Source organism: Thauera carbonicopians, from assembly GCF_025699485.1.
Taxonomy (GTDB): domain Bacteria; phylum Pseudomonadota; class Gammaproteobacteria; order Burkholderiales; family Rhodocyclaceae; genus Thauera.
The window spans coordinates 20,743-40,543 of record NZ_JANUXN010000011.1 but is presented as its reverse complement, the minus strand read 5'-3'; the positions used below and the strand labels follow the sequence as shown (position 1 = coordinate 40,543).

Genomic DNA, 19,801 nt, shown 5'->3' with positions numbered 1-19,801 from the left:
AATTCGGTTGATTGACGTCGATTTTTTCACACTTGGGTGCGCTTTGAAAGCGCACCATCGGCGTGCATCGATCCACCATACCCGATACAAGCCTTTACAGGCGGTGCCTTGCGCTAGAATCGCGCGTTCGACAAAGCCTTTCCAGACTGAAGACTCTCATGCGCGCCAGCCAGTTCCATCTGTTCACCCTCAAGGAAGCCCCCTCCGACGCCGAAGTCGTCAGCCAGAAGCTGATGCTGCGCGCCGGCATGATCCGCAAGGCCGCGGCCGGCATCTACAGCTACATGCCGATGGCCTTGCGCTCGATCCGCAAGGTCGAGACGATCATCCGCGAGGAAATGAACCGCGCCGGCGCGATGGAACTGACCATGCCGCTGGTGCAGCCCGCCGAGCTGTGGCAGGAAACAGGCCGCTGGGACAAGATGGGCCCGGAACTGCTGCGCCTGAAGGACCGCCACGAGCGCGACTTCGCGATGCAGCCGACCTCCGAGGAAGTCGTCACCGACATCGCCCGCCAGGAACTGAAGAGCTACCGCCAGCTGCCGCGCAACTTCTACCAGATCCAGACCAAGTTCCGCGACGAGCGCCGGCCGCGCTTCGGCATCATGCGCGGCCGTGAGTTCACGATGAAGGACGCCTACTCCTTCGACCGCAGCGAAGAAGCCGCCGGCCGCAGCTACGACAGCATGTTCGCCGCCTACACGCGCATCTTCGACCGCCTCGGCCTCCAGTACCGCGCCGTCGCCGCCGACACCGGCGCCATCGGCGGCGACCGCTCGCACGAATTCCAGGTCATCGCCGACACCGGCGAAGACGCCATCGTCTACTGCCCGGACTCCAGCTACGCCGCCAACATCGAGCTGGCCGAAGCCGTGTCGCTGCTGCCGGGCCGCGGCGAAGCCAAGCAGGCGCTGGAGAAGACCCCGACCCCCGGCAAGGCCACCTGCGAGGACGTCGCCGAACTGCTCGGCGTGCCGCTCGCCACCACGGTCAAGTCGCTGGTGCTGGCCACCGACGACGTCGACGACAAGGGCGAGCCGGCCGGCGTCACCGTCTGGCTGCTGCTGGTACGCGGCGACCACGTCCTGAACGAAGTCAAGACCGGCAAGCTGGAAGGGCTCAAGGCCGGCTTCCGCTTCGCCACCGAGGCGGAAATCCTCGCGCACTTCGGTTGCAAGCCGGGCTACCTCGGCCCAATCGGGCTGAAGAAGCCGGTCAGGATCGTCGCCGACCGCACGGTCGCCGACATGGCCGACTTCATCTGCGGCGCCAACGACGCCGACTACCACTTCACCGGTGTCAACTGGGGCCGCGACCTGCCCGAACCGGACCTCGTCGCCGACATCCGCAACGTCGTCGAAGGCGACCCCTCGCCCGACGGCAAGGGCATGCTCGCAATCCAGCGCGGCATCGAAGTCGGCCACGTCTTCTACCTGGGCACCAAGTACTCCAAGGCGATGAACGCCACCTTCCTCGACGAGGACGGCAAACCCAAGCATTTCGAGATGGGCTGCTACGGCATCGGCGTGACCCGCATCCTGGGTGCCGCGATCGAGCAGAACCACGACGCCCGCGGCATCATCTGGCCGCTGGCGATCGCACCTTTCGAAGTCGTGATCTGCCCGGTCGGCTGGGGCAAGTCCGAAGCCGTGCGCGACGAAGCACAGAAGCTCTACGACACCCTGCTGGCACAGGGCGTGGATGTCATTCTCGACGACCGCGACGAACGCCCCGGCGTGATGTTCGCCGACTGGGAGCTGATCGGCGTACCGCACCGCGTCACCATCGGCGACCGCGGGCTGAAGGAAGGCCTGGTGGAATACCAGGGCCGGCGTGATGCCGAGGCCAGCAAGCTTGCCGCCGCCGACATCGCAGCCCACATCCTGAGCCTGCTCGGCAAGGCCTGAGCATGCACCACCCGTCGGCCCTGCTCCGCACCGTCGCCGCGCTGCTGTTCGCGCTGGCAGCCAATGCGGTACAGGCCGGCGCGCAACAGTACGAACCGCTGGCCGCCAGCGTGCGCGCGGCACTGCACGAAGCGGTCAGCGACGCAGTGGCACCGATGTTGCCGATTCCCGACGCCGGCGAGCGCGCGCAGTGGCTGGCGGAAATGTCACGCCGGCTGCAGAAGCGGATTCCGGACCTCAACTACCGCAACGAACTGCTGACCAGCATCCACTACGAAGCCACTCGTGCCGGCCTCGACCCACAACTGGTGCTCGCCCTGATCCAGGTCGAAAGCAACTTCCGAAAATACGCGATCTCGTCGGCCGGCGCACGCGGCTACATGCAGGTGATGCCGTTCTGGCTCAAGGTCATGGAGCGGCCGGACGACAACCTGTTCCACCTGCGCACCAACCTGCGCTACGGCTGCACGATCCTGCGCCACTATCTCGACATCGAGAAAGGCGATCTCTTCCGCGCACTCGGCCGCTACAACGGCAGCCTGGGCAAGCCGGGCTACCCGAACCTGGTGCGCACGGCGTGGGAAAAGCAATGGAGCTGGCAGGCCCAACGGCTCGCTGCCAGCTCCACCACGCTCACTCCCACGGAGTGAATGAATCCGCAGGGGTGGCACGCACCCCCGCTGCGACATCAACCGGCCACTGCCGCAATCGGCTTGCTGTCGTTGCCGCGGCTCTCGACCGCGCGCAATCCTTCCTTGGCTCCCGCCCTGGTGAGCGACTGCACATCGCCGGACACTTCGCCGCCTTCCTCGATCAGGATCTTGCCGTAGCGAATCTTGCCGCTGACCCGGCCGGTGGCATGGATGATCAATTGCTGGCGGGCCGTCAGCTCGCCTTCGAAACGGCCGTGGATCTCGGCGACATCGATGCCGACCGTGCCTTCGTAGGAACCATTCTCGGCAATCCGGATGACGCGGCTGTCCATCGTCGCCTCGACCCGGCCCTCGACGACCAGGGTATCGCAATCCAGGATCTCGGCGCCCTTCAGCTTGACGTCGGGGCCGACGATCAGGCGGCTGCCGCCCGTTGCAGTCTCCACGGGCGCAGCGGACTCGGATTTCGCCGAATCCACCTTGGTCACCTCCTGCGCCGAGTCGGAAGACGAAGCCACGCTGGACGGGGAAACGCTGCTTCCCATCGTTGCGGGTCGCGTCGGCGTGGAGCGCTGGCCAACGGATTCGGTCTGCTTCGGAAAAAGATTCGGCTTGTTGAACATGGCATCTCCTTGGACTGGCTTCAACCGTCCGACACGGTTGCTGAACCTCCAGCCCATTCGCAAGCCTCATGCCACCGGTTTCTTTCCCAAGTAATTTCAAACGCTTGAAACCCGGTGCACGGCAACATGCCGTCTTCGTGCCACCATCGCGGCACCGATCTTGTCGCCTCAGCCCGACATTGATTCAATTCAATCGTCGCAAATGGCTGTTATCAAAAAATTTTTTAGTGTCACACTGGAGCGACAAGCTCCGGAAATTGGCCGTACCCGGCCGATTTGCCTGCACCAGCGCTCTCATGGCTCGCTAGAATCATGAAGTCCGTACTTTTCCGCAGAGCGCCAAGAAAAATGCTGCGTCCGTCATTCAGTTCGACTCTGCTCGCGAGCTTCCTGTCGATCGTCGCCATCCTCAGCGCCGCAGCCATCAGCGGCTGGCTCGACCTCGAAAGCTTCGCCCGCGACAGCCGTCGCAGCGCAGCCGCCTTGCTCGAGCTCAACAGCGACATGCAGCAGCTCGCCGAACGGACCGTCGATTTCGAGCGCGGCGCCCGCCAGTATCTGGTGCATGAGGAAATCTCCTTCCTCGAACGCTTCAACGGCGCTCGCGCCGAAGCCCTCGCCGCTCTGGCCCGTATCGAGGCTCAGTTGGCCGATGCCGCCCCACTCGCCTCCCAATGGCGCGAACAGGCCGCAGCAGCCGAGGCTGCGGTGGCGGGTGACACCACCGCCATCCCCCTCGAGCTGCGCAGCCAGGCTGCAGCCACCGCCCTCGCGGAGCTGGCTCGGCTCAACGACGACCTGGCCCAGGCCGTTCGCACGCACATCATCGATAGCAACGGCAAGTTGCTCGACACCCTCGACCAGCGCCGCGAACAGCTGACCCGGCAGATTCTCGGCGCACTGGCACTGTCCGTCGTCCTTGCCGCACTGACCGGCTGGTGGCTGCTGCGCCCGCTGCGCCACATCGAGCGGAGCATCTCGGACCTCGGCGAGAATCGCCTCAACCAGGCCATCCGCATCGACGGCCCGGCGGATCTGCGCCGGGTCGGCAAGCAGCTCGACTGGCTGCGCGTGCGCCTGAGCGAACTGGAAGCGAACCGGAATCGCGTGCTGCGCCATGTCTCCCATGAGCTCAAGACGCCGCTCGCCTCGCTGCGCGAGGGCGTCTCCCTGCTCGCGGACGGCGTACTCGGCCGGCTCACGCCCGAGCAGCAGGAAGTCACGGCCATCCTCGAGCACAATACGCGCGCCCTGCAGGAACGCATCGAACAACTGCTGCACTACAACGCCATCCAGTTCGACTCCCGCCGCCTCGACCTGCAGCCGAGCGCCTTGCTGCCGATGATGCGCGAAGTCGCCAGCGAGCTGCAGTTGCAGGCGCAGGCGCGCGGCGTGGCGATCGACATCGTCGGCGACGCCCCGCTCGTGCGCGCCGACCCCGGCAAATTGCGCATCGCCTTGTCGAACCTGATCGCCAACGCCGTCGGTTTCAGCCCGACTGGCAGCAAGGTGCGGGTCGAGCTGTCTGCGCAGGACGAGAAAGTGCTCATCGACTGCATCGACGACGGCCCCGGCATCCGGCCGGAAGAATCCGAGCGCATCTTCGAGCCCTTCTTCCAGGGCAGCCATCCGGACGAGCGTACGTCCAAGGGCACTGGCCTCGGCCTCGCGATCGTGCGGGAATTCATTGCCGCACATCACGGCAAGGTTTCCGCGCTTCCGGTCGAACGCGGCGCCCATTTCCGAGTCGAACTTCCCCATGCGACCTGACTTCCATCCGAGCCCGATGCCACGCGCCACCGCACCCGCCGCTTCGTCCGGCACCTCGCCTGCCGCCCTGCTCCTGCTGCTGGGCGCACTGCTGCTGTCGAGCTGCGCAGCGCTGCCCCATCCCGACAAGGCCGAAGGCGGCGCTTCGCATCACGGCGAAACGCAGGCCACCACCGCCGAGCAGACCATGCAGGCGGCAATCCGCGCCGCCAGGCCGCGCCAATCCAACCTGCCGCGCGCCCGAAGCCTGCTGCAGGGGCTGCTGGCCGCCGAAGACGCCGAATCGCGCGCGCTGCATCCATACGCGCGCGCACTGCTCGAGCAGGTCCAGGAGCGCCAGCGACTCGCCGGGCTCAACGAGCGCCTCGGCCAGCAACTCGAACAAAGCGCCGAAGCACTCAAGGACAGCGAGCAGCGCAACGAAGCACTGCAACGCAAGCTCGATGCCCTGGCCGAAATCGAGCGCAGCCTGACGCCGCCGGTGCCAGCTACGCCGCGCCCGCGTTCCCAGTGAGCCGGCGCCACCCTCCCGTCGAGGCGCCAGGCGCGCAGCGCGTGCTGCTGGTCGACGACGACACCGATCTGCTGCGGCTGCTGTCGATGCGCCTGAAAGCCAGCGGCTACGGTGTCGTCACCGCCGCCTCCGCCGTCGAAGCGCGCAGCCGGCTCGGCACCGAGCGCTTCGACCTGGTGCTCAGCGACGTGCGCCTGCCCGACGGCGACGGCCTCGCCCTGTTCGATGAAATCCGCCGGCAGCACCCGGCCCTGCCCGTCATCCTGATCACCGCCCACGGCACGATTCCGGATGCGGTCGAAGCCACCTCGCGCGGCGTCGCCGGCTACCTGACCAAGCCTTTCGACAGCCAGGCGCTGCTGACGCGCATCGCCCAGACCCTGCAGCTCGGCGCTCCCGCCCCTGCCGCCGGGCAGGCCGCGGACGACGGCTGGCGGGCCGACATCATCAGCCACAGCACGCGCATGCACGCGCTGCTGGACGAGGCCAGGCTGGTTGCCGCATCGGACGCCAGCGTGCTGATCCGCGGCGACAGCGGCACCGGCAAGGAGCTCCTCGCCCACGCCATCCACCGCGCCAGCCCGCGTGCCGCCGCGCCTTTCGTCGCCATCAACTGCGGCGCGATCCCGGAACCCCTGCTCGAATCCGAACTGTTCGGCCACGTCCGCGGCGCCTTCACCGGCGCCACCAGCCACCACACCGGCCTGGTGCAGGCCGCGCATGGCGGCACCCTGTTCCTCGACGAGATCGGCGACATGCCGCCGTCGCTGCAGGTCAAGCTGCTGCGCGTGCTGCAGGAGCGCGCGGTACGCCCGGTAGGCGCCACCCGCGCCGAGCCGGTCGATCTGCGCATCCTGTCCGCCACCCATCGCGACCTCGATGCCGCGCTGGCCACCGGCCAGTTCCGCGAAGACCTCTACTACCGCATCAACGTCGTCAGCCTGGAACTGCCCACACTCGGTGAACGCCGCGAAGACATCCCGCTGCTGGCCGAGCATTTCCTGCGCCAGGTGGCACGGAAATACGGCAAGGAGCTGAGCGGCTTCGCCGCCGACGCGCTCGAAGCGCTGGCCATGGCCAGATGGCCCGGCAACGTGCGCCAGTTGCAGAACGTCATCGAGCAGGTCTGCGCACTGGCGACGACGCCGCTGATCCCGCGCAGCCTGGTCGAACGCGCGCTGCGCGTGCAGCCGATCGAAGCACTCGGTTATGCCGAAGCCAAACGCCGCTTCGAGCGAAACTACCTGATACAGCTGCTGAAACTGACTGCGGGTAACGTTTCAGACGCTGCACGGCTGGCCGAACGCAACCGCACCGAGTTCTACCGCCTGCTGCAGCGCCACGGCCTGACGCCCGACCTGTTTCGCGGCGGCAGTCCGGATGCAGAACGCTGAACAGACCAAAGGAGCATGCCATGATCAAGCGCCAGACCATCGCCACCCTCATCACCACCACCGCGCTGGCCTACGCCATCTGCACCCCGGCCCAGGCCACCAGCCTGCTGCCGAGCGTGGAGATCGACGTGCCGAGCAACTGCAGCGGCGAAAAGCACGACACCGGCGGCACCAAGGACAAGATCAGCAAGCCGGTCCAGAGCTGAACCAGGCTCATCGGGTGCATGGGGAAACGGCAAGCCGCGGGGGCGCGGAGACAAGCGCCGCGCCCCCCTGCCTGACGATCCGAATCAGGCCGTACCGCCCACCGTCAGCCCGTCGATGCGCAGCGTCGGCTGGCCGACGCCCACCGGCACGCTCTGGCCGTCCTTGCCGCAGGTGCCGACGCCGGGGTCGAGCCGCATGTCGTTGCCGATCAGCTTCACCTTGGTCAGCGCATCCGGGCCGTTGCCGATCAGCGTCGCGCCCTTGACCGGGCGGGTGACCTTGCCGTTCTCGATCAGGTAGGCCTCGGCGGTCGAGAACACGAACTTGCCCGAGGTGATGTCGACCTGGCCGCCGCCGAAGTTCACCGCATACAAGCCCTTCTTCACCGACTTGATGATCTCTTCCGGGTCCTTGTCGCCGTTCAGCATGTAGGTATTGGTCATGCGCGGCAACGGCAGATGGGCGAAGGATTCGCGCCGGCCGTTGCCGGTCGGCGCCATGCCCATCAGGCGGGCATTCATCATGTCCTGCATGTAGCCGGTGAGGATGCCGTCCTCGATCAGCACCGTGCGCCGGGTCGGATTGCCTTCGTCGTCGATCGACAGCGAGCCGCGGCGGTCCGGCAGCGTGCCGTCATCGACCACGGTGACGCCCTTGGCCGCGACCTGCTGGCCGATGCGGCCGGAAAAGGCCGAGCTGCCCTTGCGGTTGAAGTCGCCCTCCAGGCCGTGGCCGATCGCCTCGTGCAGCAGGATGCCGGGCCAGCCCGGTCCCAGCACCACCGGCATGCTGCCGGCCGGCGCCGGATCGGCACCGAGGTTGACGCGCGCCTGATGCACCGCAGCGTGCGCATACTCGTGCAGGCGCTCGTCGCTGAAATAGGCATAGTCGTAGCGCCCGCCACCACCGCCGCTGCCCTGCTCGCGGCGGCCGTCCTCCTCCATGATCACGGTGATCGACACCCGCACCAGCGGCCGCACGTCGGCCGCCAGGTGGCCGTCGCTGCGCGCCACCATCACCACTTCCCAACTGCCGGCGATGTGCGCCATGACCTGGGTGACACGCGGGTCTTCGGCGCGGGCGAAGCCCTCGAGCCGCTCCAGCAGCCTGACCTTGGCGGTATCGTCGAGCGAATCGAGCGGATCGTCGCCGCGGTACAGCGGCGTCTTGAGCTTGTGCGGCACGATGTTCACGCTGCGGCGCTCGCCGGCGGCGGCGATCGCGCGGGTGGCGGTGGCCGCATCCAGCAGCGCGTCGAGCGAGATGTCGTCCGAATAGGCGAAAGCCGTCTTCTCGCCGCTGATCGCACGCACGCCCACGCCCTGCTCGATGTCGAAGCTGCCCGACTTGACGATGCCTTCTTCCAGGCTCCAGGCTTCGGAGCGCTGATACTGGAAATACAGGTCGGCGAAGTCGATGTCGTGGCGCATCAGCTTGCGGAAGGTCTTCTCCAACTCCGCCTCGCCCAGGCCATAGGGCGACAGCAGGTAGCGGTCGGCGGTTTTCAGCGGGTTCTGGCTCTTGCTCATGCTGGATCCTTGGATTCGTTGCCGGGTTGGACCGGCCGGGCGCACAAACGATCGCGCCCGATTCTGGTTCGATGTATATGGCCGGGGATTCAGCCCAGGCAACGGTGGTGCAGCGCCGGCAGGCTTTCGCGCACGGCCGCGATGCGCCCGACATCGACCTCCGCCAGCACCACGCCCGGGCCTTCGTCGCGGCAGGCGAGCACGTCGCCCCAGGGGTCGACGATCATGCTGTGGCCCCAGGTCACGCGTCCGCTCGGATGGCACCCGCCCTGGGCCGGCGCCATCACGTAGCACTGGTTCTCGATCGCGCGGGCACGCAGCAGCACTTCCCAGTGCGCCCGGCCGGTGGTGTGGGTGAAGGCGGCCGGCAGCACGATCAGGTCGAGCTCGCCCATGGCGCGGAAGAGTTCGGGAAAACGCAGGTCGTAGCACACCGACAGCCCCACGCGCCCGACGGGCGAATCGAAGCTGCACACGGTGGCGCCCGGCTCGATCGTCGCCGCCTCGTCGTAGCGCTCGCCGCCGCGCTGGAAGCCGAACAGGTGGATCTTGTCGTAGCGCGCCACGCGCCGGCCGGCATCGTCATACACCAGCGTGCTGTTGCGCACCTTGTCGTCGGCCTCGGCCACCAGCGGCACCGTGCCGCCCACCAGCCAGACGCCGTGCCGGCTCGCCAGCCCGGCAAGGAAATCCTGCAGCGGCCCGCTGCCGTCGGCCTCGCGGATGCCGACCTTGGCCTGTTCGTCGGCACTGATCAGCGGGAAGTACTCAGGCAGCGCCACCAGGCGTGCGCCGGCAGCGGCGGCCTCGGCCACCAGGCCGGCGGCGGTTTCGAGGTTTCCGGCCACGTCGGGACCGGACACCATCTGGATGGCAGCGACACGCGCGCTGCCGGAAGCGGATACGGATACGGAAGAAGACGGTTCGTTCATGCAGGGCCTGGCAATCTCGGGTGGGGTCAAAGCTGAAAAGCGCGGCAGATCACGGACCGGCCGTCCGGCATCTCATTCGGCCGGCGCCGGCTGCGCAGCACCGAGGCGCCGGACGGCAGGGTCGGCCCAGGTGCCGGTGATCTCATATTCATAGGCAAAGAGTTTTTCGATCGGGTCGCTGAGCGCCTTCTGCGCCAGATAGGTCACCACGCCCGCCACCGGGTTCAGCAGACCCGCGGCGGCGCCGATCGCGACCGACTCCGACAGCGTGGGCTGCACCGCGACACGCAGGTCCTGGGTCTCGGCCTCGACATCGGCCGAGCCGCGCATGCGCACGCGTGCCGCCGGTCCGCGAATCTCGAGATCGTCGGTACGCATCACGCCATCGGCCACGTCGATGCTACCGGAAATGCCATCGAAGGCGAATCCTGCCGAGAACACGTCGCGGAAATCGAGTGTGATCCGGCGCGGCAAGGCCTGCAGGCTGAGGATGCCCAGCAGGCGGCCGACACCGGGTTCGAGCTTGTTGAACTGGCCCGCTTCCGCCGCCAGCTCCATGCGGCCGGCCAGCGTCGGATAGTGGATGCGGGTCGGCGCGCCCTGCCAGCGCAGCTGGCCGCCCAGCGTGGCCTTGCCGCCCCGCACCACGTCGTCGTAGCCGAGGCGCTGCGAGAAGCGGCCGATGTCCTCCACCTGCAGGTCGAAATCGAGCCGGGTCGACTGCCGGCCCGTGGTACGCCATTCACCGCTGCCGTTCAACTGCCCGTCCGCATTGCGAAGCCCGAACTGCTCGAGCTGCCATGCCCCGGCGCGGTTGCGCGCGGACACTTCGAGCCGGCCGAGTTCCCTGCCGCCCAGCACGAACTGCTCGGCGACCACGTCGAGCGCCGGCAGCCGGCGCGGCGGCGTCTCGGTGTCCTCCACCGCCGCAGTTGCCTCGTTCGTGCCGCCTTCCTCGGTGTCCCGCGCCTGGCCGATGCTCAGGCGTTCGAAACGTGCGTGCAGGGCGCCGGCGCCACTGTCGCGCCAGTCGAGTTCACCCGCGGCGCGGTCGCTGTCGATGCGCGCCTTCCAGCCGCCCGCATCGCTGACGCCGTGCAGGGCAAAGCCATTCAGCGTCTGGCCGAAAATCTGCAGGCGGCCGATCTGCAGCGACAGGTCGGCCACCTGCAGGGGCAGCGCCCCCGTTCCATCACCGCCGCCGGCTTCGGCGTCGAAAGTCCTGCGCCAGGCGTCGGCATCGAGGGCATCGAAATGCCCTTCCACCCGCAAGCCACGCTCGGCCAGCCGCAGCGCGGCGGTCGGTGCGGCATTCAGCGCCAGACCGCCGCGCATCGGGCCGTCGGCCGGCCAGCGCAGCTCGGCCCGCAGCGGCATGCCGCTCTCCTCCGCCAGATCCAGCTTCAAGCTTCGGGCTGCGGCCCCGCCCGGCGCATTGAAGCGGACGTTCAGCGGCCAGCTTTCGCCCACGTTCTTGTTCAGCGGCGCGGGCAGGCTCGACGCCAGTCCGGCCAGATCCGACTCCACGCCCACATGCACGCTGCCCGCGCTGACACCGACCTGGGCCTTCCACGCCGTGCTGCCCGACAGATGCGCCAGCAAGGGCAGTTCCCAGGCAGCCGACAGCGCCGCAGCGCTCGCCACGCCGCCGGCATCGAAACGGACGGTGCCGTCGTCCAGCGTGCGCGCCGTGATGCGGGCAGGCGCGCCGAGGAACTGCGCCCGCCCTTCGGGCATCGACAGGCTGTCCTCGGTGAAGCGCAGCCGGCCCGCCGCGCCTTCGAGCACCGGCAGCCCTTCGACCAGCCACAGCCGGTTGGCGCCGAAGCGGTACTCGCCGGCGACCCTGCTCTCATCGACGTTCTCCAGCGGCATCTCCAGGCGCAGGTCGAGCGTCCCCCTGCCCTCGGCGCGCATGCCGTCGGTGAAGCCGCCGATGCGGGCCGACACCGGGCTCTGCGAGACGAAACGCAGGAAGTCGGCAGTCGATCCGGCGGCCTTGCCGGTGATGGTCATCAGATCCGAGAGCGCCGTGTCCAGCTCGGGCATGTCGACGACGACATCGCTCAGCGCCACGCCGAAGATGCGGCCGCGCGGCGCCTCGATGCGCATTCCCGGGCCGATGAAGCGCACTTCGCCGAAGATGCCTTCGATCGGCGGCCAGCCTTCGGCGTAGTCGAGCACGCCATCGACCACCCGGATCGCGACGCGAAACTCGCCATTGCCATCGCGGAACGGGAAATCGTCGAGCGCGCCGCGCAGCCGCAAGCTGGCTTCCGGCACCTCGGCGCGGCGGATCGCATCACGCACCCAGTCATGCGTTTCCTGCCCCACCACGCGCGGCAGATAGCGCCACACCGCACGGCCCTCGGCGCGCGTCAGCCGGGCCTGCAGGTCGATCTCCCCCGCGCTGCCGGCCAGCGGCCGGTAGACGCCGGAAGCACTGCCGGCCGCATCCGCGTTGTCGAACTGGGCGCTGTCGAGGGTGACCTCGAGCCGCCCGCTGCGCCGCTGCCAGCCACCCTCGGCACGCAGCAGATCGAACTGCAGGCGCCCGGACTCGAACACCTCCGGCAGATCGAGGTGGGCGTCGCGGCTGTCGAGCCGGTAGCGGCCGCCCTGCTCGTCGCCGTCGAACATGCCGCTCAGGCCGCCGAGGCCCGGCATGCCTTCTCCCGCCAGCAGCCCCAGCCCGGCAAAGCGTGCCGACGCGGCCCAGGCCCGCGGCTCGGCCGGCGCCCCGTCCCAGCGCCAGCTCAAGGCCTCCAGCCGGCCCTGCGGCGCGAGCGCGGCAAGCCGGTCGCGCACGGCCTCGTCGAGCGGCAGGAAAGCAGCCAGACGGACCAGGGTGTCGAAATCGAGCCGGTTGGCCGCCAGCCGCCCGCCCTGTTGGCCGGACTCCTCGCCCCTGAACTGCAGTTCGAGATCGGTCGGCGGCAGCGCCGGCCCATCGGCGGTACGCAGCGCCAGGCCCTGCGTGCTCAGGCGATACTCGTCGGCCACGCGCTCGACGCTCAGGCGCCCGTCCAGGCGCTCCAGCAGCAGCTCGGGCAAGCCGTTGCCGAGTTGCGTGCGCACTCCGTCCAGCGCCAGATCCGCCGTCACCGCCCAGCCGCGCCCGGCCGCCTGACCGAACCCCAGGCCGCTCGGCAGCGCGAAGCGCCCCTCCTGCCGCGACTCCAGCCACGCGCGCACGCCGCCGTTGCCCTGCAGCGGCAGCGGATAATCCAGCCACGGCTGCCAGCCCCCCAGGTCGGCGCGGTCGAGCGAAACGTAGAGCCGCCCGGCCGAGGCCAGCGACAGCGGCGCATCGGCATCGAGGCGCTGCAGTTCGCCGCGCACGTCCAGCGTCGACGCCAGCGCCTGCGGCGGCTGGGCACGCAGGGCGAAGCGGCGCTGGCCGAAGCGCTGGTCGAGGCGGATCTCGACGTTTTCCAGCACCAGCTCCGGCGCCGCCCGCAGGCGATCGTCCCAGCGCAGCACGGCATCGTGGATCACGATCTGGCGCTGTGCCAGCAGCCAGTCCAGCCCGCCGCCATCGGCATCGCCGTCCGCCACCGGCAGGCCGGCGACGAACACCCGCCCATCCGCATCGCGCCGCAGCCTCAGCTCCGGCGCCGTGATCTCCAGCCGGTGGAAATGCGCCTGTCTGCGCAGCAATGAAGTCCAGGCGAGCGTGGCGTCCACCCTGGGCAGATTCAGGGCCGGCCGACCCTCGGCATCCGACAAGGTGACACGCTGCAACACCAGGCGCGGACGCCAGCCGGCCCAGTCGCCGTCGATCGCCTCGATCGCCACCGGCAGGCCGAGCGAACGCCCGGCAATGCCGGCGATCTCGTCGTGGAACTCGCCGACCGCGGGCAGCACCACATGCCTCAGCAACAGCATCGCGCTGGCGACGACGATCCAGCCCAATACCAGCGCCTTGCCGATCCGGCCCAGTACCGCGCGCGAACGCCGGGCGCGCCGCGCCGCAGGCGACTCCGGCGCGGGCGATTCGGGAAGGGGTTCGGAAAGCGGATTCATGCAGCATCGCAGCGGCTTGCCGAGCCGAAATTCGGGAAGAACGGACGGCCGCAGCACGCAGGATCACGCGCAGCCCCGCTCCCGGGCACCCGTCGGCACGCACGGAGACGGCGGCGCCCGGATACACTACGCATGCTCGCGCAGCCGGCGCCCGCCAGCGCCATTCGCCGCGGGGCCGACATTCTATCAACGATCAGACCAAGGCACCGGAACCGCCATGTCCGCCTCCCCCGACGCCCTGCCGGCACTGCCACAGGCGGTGCACGATGCCCGCCGCTTCTCCCGCTACCTCGGCCGCATGCTGGACAGCCAGCCCTGGCTGGGCGAGGCGCTGGCAGCCAGCATCGGCGGCCCGATCGACGCACGCCGCATGGAGGCCTTCATCGCCGCCCGCGAAGCGGTCTTCGGCGATCCCGACAGCGCGTTGCGCCCCACCCTGCGCCAGCTCCGCATCTGGGTGCTGTGCCACCTGATCGTGCGCGACCTGTGCTGCGGCGCGCCGCTGGCCGAAGTCACCGAAACCATGACGGCGCTGGCCGAAGTCGCCGTGCGCCATGCCCACGACGTACTGCGCGCCGCGCTGGTCGAACGCTACGGCCAGCCGCTGTCGCCCACCGGCTGGGAGCAGGAACTGCTGGTGATCGGCATGGGCAAGCTCGGCGGCCGCGAACTGAACGTGTCCTCGGACATCGACCTGATCTTCATCTACCCCGAGGACGGCGACACCGGCGGCACCAAGGTCATCAGCAACTACGAGTTCTTCGAGCGCCTGGGCAAGCAGTTGATCAAGGCGCTGGCCGAGATCACCGAGCACGGCCAGGTGTTCCGCGTCGACATGCGGCTGCGCCCCAACGGCGACTCGGGCCCGCTGGTCTGCAGCTTCGACATGCTGGAGAACTACTTCGTCACCCAGGGGCGCGAATGGGAACGCTACGCCTGGATCAAGGCGCGGGTGATGCTGGGCGAGCGCTGGACCGAGCTGAGCAACATCGCCCGCCCCTTCGTGTTCCGCAAATACCTCGACTTCGGCGCCATCAACGCCATGCGCGAGCTGCACGCGCAGATCCGGCGCGAAGTCGCCCGCCGCGACCGTGCCAACAACGTCAAGCTCGGCCCCGGCGGCATCCGCGAGATCGAGTTCATCGCCCAGGTGTTCCAACTCATCCGCGGCGGCCGCGACACCGCGCTGCAGATCCGCCCGACCCTGGGCGTGCTGGCGCAACTGGCCGAACGCGGCATCCTGGCGGCCGAAGCGGTGGCCGAGCTGACGGCCGCCTACGTCTTCCTGCGCCGGCTGGAGCATCGCCTGCAATACCTCGACGACGCCCAGACCCACGACCTGCCCGCCAGCGAGGACGACCAGGCGCTGATCGCGCAGGCGATGGGCTTCGCCGACCATGGGGCCCTGCTGACGGCGCTCGACGCCCACCGCGCGGCGGTCAGCCGGCATTTCGACAGCGTGTTCGGCGATCCTTCCGACGAGGACCACAGCCTGGACGCCGCCTGGGCCGGCGCCGAGGACGTGGACAGCGTCGTCCCGGAACTGGGCGAGCTGGGCTACCGCCGACCGCGCGAAGCTGCCGAACGCCTGGCCTCGATCCACGCCAGCCCGCGCTACCGCCAGTTGCCGAACAACATCAAGAGCCGCTTCGACGCGCTGATTCCGCGCATCCTCGAAGCGGCCGCGGCCACCCCCGGGCCGGACGACACGCTCGCCCGCTGCCTCGACCTGATGGAAGCCATCGGCCGCCGCGGCGCCTACCTCGCGCTGCTACAACAATACCCGCAGGCACTGCGCCGCGTCGCCGACCTGATGAGCGCGTCGCGCTGGGCCGCGCAGTACCTGACGCGCCACCCCATCCTGCTCGACGAAATGCTCGACACCCGCAGCCTGGAAGCGACGCCGGACTGGCAGGCCTTCCGTACCAGCCTGGATACCGAACTGGAAGCGCTGGAACCCGACATGGAGCGGCAGATGGACGTGATGCGCGAACAGCACCACGCCCAGATCTTCCGCCTGCTGACGCAGGACATCGCCGGCCTGCTGACGGTGGAGAAGCTCGCCGACCACCTGTCCGAACTGGCCGACATCATGCTCGACCTGACGCTGCCGCGCTGCTGGAGCCGGATCAAGATCCGCCACCGCGAGCAGCCGGCCTTCGCCGTCATCAGCTACGGCAAGCTCGGCGGCAAGGAACTGGGCTACGCCTCCGACCTCGACATCGTCTTCCTCTACGACGACGACGCGCTCGAAGCCGCCGAGGTCTACACCCGGCTCGCCCAGCGCACCAACACCTGGCTGTCGAGCCGGACCGCCGCGGGCCTGCTGTTCGAAACCGACCTGCGCCTGCGCCCCAACGGCGAGTCCGGCATGATCGCGGTGTCGCTCGAAGCCTTCCGCAAGTACCAGCTCGAATCGGCCTGGGTGTGGGAACACCAGGCGCTGACCCGTGCCCGCTTCTCCGCCGGCGACCGCCGCATCGGCGAAACCTTCGAGCGCATCCGCGACGAAGTGCTGCGCCTGCCGCGCGAACTCGACACGCTGCGCGCCGAAGTGCTGGCGATGCGCCACAAGATGCGCGACGCCCACGCCGGCAAGGACCCCGAACGCTTCGACCTCAAGCACGACCGCGGCGGCCTGATCGACGTCGAATTCCTGATCCAGTACCTGGTGCTGGGCCATTCCCATGCCCACCCCCGGCTCACCGGCAACCTCGGCAACATCGCGCTGCTGCGCATCGCCGGCGAGCTCGGCCTGATCCCGGCCGAACTCGCCGCCGCCTGCGCCGACAGCTACCGCGAACTGCGCCGCCTGCAGCATCGCCAGCGGCTCAACGAACTGCCCTCGCGCGTTCCGCCCGGCGAGGCCGAGGCCGCGCGCACGCCAGTGGTCACGCTGTGGCGGCACGTCTTCGGTGAATGACGAACGACTTGAAACATAAACGTCATCGAAGCATGCATGACGCCCTCCGGGCGGATGACTAGAATCCGGACGTCTGCATCCGAACAAAGCACCATGAGCCAGGAAATCGAGCTGAAACTTGCCTTGCCGAAGCGCGCCCTCGCCGCGCTGCGCCGCCATCCGCTGGTCGCCGGCGCGGAGAAGCTCGGCAACACCGTGACCCTGGACAACACCTACTACGACACCCCGCGGCTGCAGCTCAAGGCGCACAAGGTCGCCGTGCGTACCCGCCGCCAGGGCCGCAACTGGCTGCAGACGGTGAAATGCGCCGCGGTGTCGAGCGGCGGCCTGTCGCAGCGCCCCGAATGGGAGCAGCCCTACTCGGGCAGCTTCGACTTCTCGCAGGTCGATGCTCCGGACGCCGCGAAACTGCTGAACCGCCATGCCGGCGCGCTGGTGCCGGTGTTCACCACTCGCTTCCGCCGCGAGACGCGCCGCCTGAGCCCGCGCGAAGGCACCAGCATCCTGTTGATGATCGACACCGGCGAAGTTCTCGTGACCACGCCCGCAGGCATCCAGCGCCAGGCGCCGATCTGCGAACTGGAGCTAGAACTGGAACGCGGCCAGGCCGACGACCTGTTCGCGCTGGCCTGCGAACTGGCGCAGACCCTGCCGCTGATGCCCGCCGACGTTTCCAAGGCCGAGCGCGGCTACCGCCTGTTCCTCGGCACCCCACTCGGCGCGGCACGGGCCGAGGCTTCCGACCTCCAGCCCGGCGACAACGTGGTGGACGCCTTCCGCCGCCTGGCTTTCGGCTGCGTGCGCCAATGGCAGGCCAATGCCGCGGCCCTGCTGCCGGATGTCGCCGCGGCCGGCGCTGCGGACACCGCCCACGCCGACTTCATCCACCAGCTCCGTGTCGCCCAGCGCCGCTTGCGCGCGCTGCTGAAGCTGTTCGCTCCGGCCCTGCCGGCCGAATTCGCCGGCCAGTGGAACGCCCGCCTGCGCGAAAATGCCAGGCGCTTCGGCGATGCGCGCGACCTCGACGTCCTCCACGGCGAACTGCTCGCACCGGTCACGCCGGAAGGCCTGGCCGACGAGGCATCGATGGCCAGCCTGCTGCAGACCGCCGCCCAGGCCCGCGACACGGCCTACCAAACTGCGGAACAGGCGCTCGACATGGCCACACAGGGCCGCCTGCTGCTCGAACTCAGCGCCGAACTGCTGCGCCTGCAGGGCAACAACCTGGTCGACGCCGCCGACCTGCGAACCTTCGTCCGCCTGCGCCTGGCGCGCCTGCGCAAGCGGGCACGCCGCCAGTTCGAAGCAGCATCGACGCTCGAACCCACCCAGCTGCACATGCTGCGCATCGGCCTCAAGCAACTGCGCTACGGGATCGAGTTCTTCGCCCCCCTGTTCCCCGCCAAGGCGGTCGCACGCTACCGTGCAAACCTGGTCGAAGCACTGGGCACACTGGGTTTCCTGCAGGACGTCGACATCGCCCGCATGCGCCTGCTCGGCTGGGCCGCGGCCGACGCTCCGCTGCAGGCCGCCGTCGCCTTCGTGCTGGGCTGGCATGCGCCGCATTACGCCGGCTTGCGGCGCGGCGTGCTGCATGCCGTCGAGCCCGTGCTGCGGGGCAAGACGCCGTGGTAGGCGGCGCAGACGGCCTGCCGGATCGCGAAGCCGCCGAAACGATGTGCCGCCAGGCCGCCGGGACGCCGGACCGTGTCATCGGCCTGCAACAGAACGAGGACATCATGCAGGCCCCCGATCCGATGGAGAAGCAAATGGACCTCCTGCTCTGGCGCCACGCCGAAGCGGCCGACGGCACGCCCGACCACACGCGAGAGCTGACCCAGCGCGGCCACAAGCAGGCCCGCCGCATGGCGGCATGGCTGGCAAAGAACCACCCCAAGCGCATGCGCGTACTGGTGAGCCCGACCGTACGCACCCGCCAGACCGCCAGCGCCTTTGCCGACGACTTCGAGATCGTCAACGGCCTCGGGCCGGACGGCAACGTCGCCGACATCCTCGCCGCCACCGGCTGGCCGGACTCCAGCGGCGCCGCCCTGGTCGTCGGCCACCAGCCTGCGCTCGGCCGCCTCGCCGCCTTGCTGCTGTCGGGCCAGGAAGCCGACTGGACGATCAAGAAAGGCGCACTGTGGTGGTTCACCAACCGCGTGCGCGAAAACGAGACCCAGACCGTGCTGCGCGCGGTCATCCCGGCCGACCTCATCTGACGCCTGTCCGGACCGGTCCACCGCCCTGTTCGAGCACATCGCACGGCGGCAAGGCTTGTGCTTTGCAGCACATTGCGCAAGACTGCGCATCCTGCCCGGACGGCACCCCGTCCCGGCAGGCCGTGTTTTTCCATTCGCAAGCCAAAAGGCCGGGCTGGTCATGAGCGCTCCTACCGAAAACGGCACCATCGCCCTCATCGACGGTGTCCGCCGCATCTTCTGTGACGGCTACTGGATCAAGGTCTACGATCCGCCCGCCAATTCACTGAAGGCCAAGAAGCAGCTCATCCAGGCGCTGACGCGCAGGCTGTTCAACCACGTCGAGCACGGCATCAACATCCCCGGCAAGCGCCTGAACGATGCCCGCAGGGCCTATGAAGCCGAGCAGGACCCGGCGCGCAAGCGGGTCAAGGGCGCGATGCTCGCCGGCGCGCTGTTCAACCGCGCCACCGACATCTTTACCAAACTGGTCGAGCTGCAGGAGTTGGGCATCGAGATCGAGACCGACAACGCGCTGATGCGCGAATGCGGCTTCTGCCTGCAGGAGGCGCTGAGCCTGGGCAAGCTGGTGCTGCATCGCAGCGGCGAGGAAGGCATCGACGAACTGTGGGGCGAGCCTTTCCGCGCCTTCTCGATTCCGGTCGAAGCCTTCTACGACAGCCGCGTCATCAAGATCGCGCAAACGCTGCGCGACATCGATCGCCTGGCCGAGACGATGACGGCCACTCTTTCGGCCACGCCGCTGTACGAAGGCATCCAGCCCGCGATCGCCCGCTTTGCGGAAGCGGCGAAGATCAAGTGCGAGACGCTTCGCACCGATCCGGACATCTTCGATGTGTGGGCGGATTTCGTCGTCGCCTCCGAAGAACTCGCCGCCTTCGCACCACGGCTGTCGCACGGTATCAGCGCTGCCGAGCGGCAACTGGCCACCGACGGACACGGCCTGCTGCTGCAAGGCCGCGACCTCGTCACCTACATCACCCGCGCGCGCGTGCCGATGCCCAAGAGCACACGCGAATTCATCGAACGCTGCGAAGCCTTCGCCGCAAGGGCGCACCAGCGGGGCCGGCCGCGGCTGGCCGGGCCGATGTCCTGTTGAGC

General features: G+C 68.7%; 14 protein-coding genes. 10 read left to right on the top strand and 4 right to left on the bottom strand.

The features are described from left to right. Positions 1-158: 158 nt before the first annotated feature. Both NX068_RS14030 and NX068_RS14025 read left to right on the top strand, forming a co-directional pair. Positions 159-1,907, top strand: a complete 1,749-nt coding sequence (locus NX068_RS14030; RefSeq protein ID WP_263461886.1) for a proline--tRNA ligase — start codon at positions 159-161, stop codon at positions 1,905-1,907. Between the two features lie 2 nt (positions 1,908-1,909). After that, complete coding sequence (locus tag NX068_RS14025; RefSeq protein ID WP_263461885.1) at positions 1,910-2,557, top strand: lytic transglycosylase domain-containing protein; 648 nt, start codon at positions 1,910-1,912, stop codon at positions 2,555-2,557. 38 nt (positions 2,558-2,595) lie between these two features. On the opposite strand, the gene NX068_RS14020 is transcribed toward NX068_RS14025, so the two are convergent. Further along, positions 2,596-3,183 (bottom strand): bactofilin family protein, encoded by a 588-nt coding sequence (locus NX068_RS14020; RefSeq protein WP_263461884.1) that lies wholly within the window; start codon positions 3,181-3,183, stop codon positions 2,596-2,598. Positions 3,184-3,531: 348 nt separating this feature from the next. On the opposite strand from NX068_RS14020, the gene NX068_RS14015 reads away from it, so the two are divergent. Genes NX068_RS14015 through NX068_RS14000 form a run of 4 tightly spaced genes read left to right on the top strand, consistent with a single transcriptional unit; the run spans position 3,532 to position 7,067 of the window. Then, positions 3,532-4,953: a sensor histidine kinase gene (locus NX068_RS14015; RefSeq protein WP_263461883.1), complete on the top strand. Its 1,422-nt coding sequence runs from the start codon at positions 3,532-3,534 to the stop codon at positions 4,951-4,953. Next, the gene (locus tag NX068_RS14010; RefSeq protein ID WP_263461882.1) at positions 4,943-5,467 is read left to right on the top strand and encodes a hypothetical protein; all 525 of its coding nucleotides are present in this window, start codon (positions 4,943-4,945) and stop codon (positions 5,465-5,467) included. The genes NX068_RS14015 and NX068_RS14010 overlap by 11 nt, the downstream gene beginning before the upstream one ends. After that, on the top strand, positions 5,464-6,861 hold the full coding sequence (locus NX068_RS14005; RefSeq protein WP_263461881.1) for a sigma 54-interacting transcriptional regulator: 1,398 nt from the start codon (positions 5,464-5,466) through the stop codon (positions 6,859-6,861). The genes NX068_RS14010 and NX068_RS14005 overlap by 4 nt, the downstream gene beginning before the upstream one ends. Before the next feature lie 20 nt (positions 6,862-6,881). Continuing rightward, positions 6,882-7,067, top strand: coding sequence for a hypothetical protein (locus tag NX068_RS14000; protein WP_263461880.1), 186 nt, complete (start codon positions 6,882-6,884; stop codon positions 7,065-7,067). Between the two features lie 84 nt (positions 7,068-7,151). Here the strand turns inward: NX068_RS14000 and tldD are convergent, their stop codons facing one another. The 3 genes from tldD to NX068_RS13985 all read right to left on the bottom strand — a co-directional run bounded on the left by tldD (position 7,152) and on the right by NX068_RS13985 (position 13,555). Next, entirely contained in the window at positions 7,152-8,597 is a 1,446-nt protein-coding gene (gene tldD, locus NX068_RS13995; RefSeq protein ID WP_263461879.1) for a metalloprotease TldD, read from the bottom strand. A gap of 89 nt (positions 8,598-8,686) precedes the next feature. Then, positions 8,687-9,529, bottom strand: a complete 843-nt coding sequence (locus tag NX068_RS13990; protein ID WP_263461878.1) for a carbon-nitrogen hydrolase family protein — start codon at positions 9,527-9,529, stop codon at positions 8,687-8,689. Between the two features lie 72 nt (positions 9,530-9,601). After that, a complete protein-coding gene (locus NX068_RS13985) occupies positions 9,602-13,555 on the bottom strand; it encodes a YhdP family protein (RefSeq protein WP_263461877.1) in 3,954 nt (1,317 codons plus the stop codon). Positions 13,556-13,772: 217 nt separating this feature from the next. Here NX068_RS13985 and glnE point away from each other — a divergent pair, with 217 nt between their 5' ends. The 4 genes from glnE (at position 13,773) to NX068_RS13965 (ending at position 19,799) form a co-directional block, all read left to right on the top strand. Next, on the top strand, positions 13,773-16,478 hold the full coding sequence (glnE, locus tag NX068_RS13980) for a bifunctional [glutamate--ammonia ligase]-adenylyl-L-tyrosine phosphorylase/[glutamate--ammonia-ligase] adenylyltransferase (RefSeq protein ID WP_263461876.1): 2,706 nt from the start codon (positions 13,773-13,775) through the stop codon (positions 16,476-16,478). 93 nt (positions 16,479-16,571) lie between these two features. After that, the gene (locus NX068_RS13975; RefSeq protein WP_263461875.1) at positions 16,572-18,113 is read left to right on the top strand and encodes a CYTH and CHAD domain-containing protein; all 1,542 of its coding nucleotides are present in this window, start codon (positions 16,572-16,574) and stop codon (positions 18,111-18,113) included. 134 nt (positions 18,114-18,247) lie between these two features. Then, the gene (sixA, locus tag NX068_RS13970; protein WP_068636209.1) at positions 18,248-18,700 is read left to right on the top strand and encodes a phosphohistidine phosphatase SixA; all 453 of its coding nucleotides are present in this window, start codon (positions 18,248-18,250) and stop codon (positions 18,698-18,700) included. A 160-nt stretch (positions 18,701-18,860) separates the two neighbouring features. Next, a complete protein-coding gene (locus tag NX068_RS13965; protein ID WP_263461874.1) occupies positions 18,861-19,799 on the top strand; it encodes a hypothetical protein in 939 nt (312 codons plus the stop codon). Positions 19,800-19,801 lie beyond the last annotated feature (2 nt).

What these genes read in the sequence shown, in the direction of transcription:
- NX068_RS13990 (WP_263461878.1), bottom strand. Translation starts at nt 9,529, where the DNA reads ATGAACGAACCGTCTTCTTCCGTATCCGTATCCGCTTCCGGCAGCGCG.
- NX068_RS14000 (WP_263461880.1), top strand. Translation starts at nt 6,882, where the DNA reads ATGATCAAGCGCCAGACCATCGCCACCCTCATCACCACCACCGCGCTG.
- NX068_RS14025 (WP_263461885.1), top strand. Translation starts at nt 1,910, where the DNA reads ATGCACCACCCGTCGGCCCTGCTCCGCACCGTCGCCGCGCTGCTGTTC.
- tldD (WP_263461879.1), bottom strand. Translation starts at nt 8,597, where the DNA reads ATGAGCAAGAGCCAGAACCCGCTGAAAACCGCCGACCGCTACCTGCTG.
- NX068_RS14015 (WP_263461883.1), top strand. Translation starts at nt 3,532, where the DNA reads ATGCTGCGTCCGTCATTCAGTTCGACTCTGCTCGCGAGCTTCCTGTCG.
- NX068_RS14010 (WP_263461882.1), top strand. Translation starts at nt 4,943, where the DNA reads ATGCGACCTGACTTCCATCCGAGCCCGATGCCACGCGCCACCGCACCC.
- glnE (WP_263461876.1), top strand. Translation starts at nt 13,773, where the DNA reads ATGTCCGCCTCCCCCGACGCCCTGCCGGCACTGCCACAGGCGGTGCAC.
- NX068_RS13985 (WP_263461877.1), bottom strand. Translation starts at nt 13,555, where the DNA reads ATGAATCCGCTTTCCGAACCCCTTCCCGAATCGCCCGCGCCGGAGTCG.
- sixA (WP_068636209.1), top strand. Translation starts at nt 18,248, where the DNA reads ATGGACCTCCTGCTCTGGCGCCACGCCGAAGCGGCCGACGGCACGCCC.
- NX068_RS14030 (WP_263461886.1), top strand. Translation starts at nt 159, where the DNA reads ATGCGCGCCAGCCAGTTCCATCTGTTCACCCTCAAGGAAGCCCCCTCC.
- NX068_RS14020 (WP_263461884.1), bottom strand. Translation starts at nt 3,183, where the DNA reads ATGTTCAACAAGCCGAATCTTTTTCCGAAGCAGACCGAATCCGTTGGC.
- NX068_RS13975 (WP_263461875.1), top strand. Translation starts at nt 16,572, where the DNA reads ATGAGCCAGGAAATCGAGCTGAAACTTGCCTTGCCGAAGCGCGCCCTC.
- NX068_RS13965 (WP_263461874.1), top strand. Translation starts at nt 18,861, where the DNA reads ATGAGCGCTCCTACCGAAAACGGCACCATCGCCCTCATCGACGGTGTC.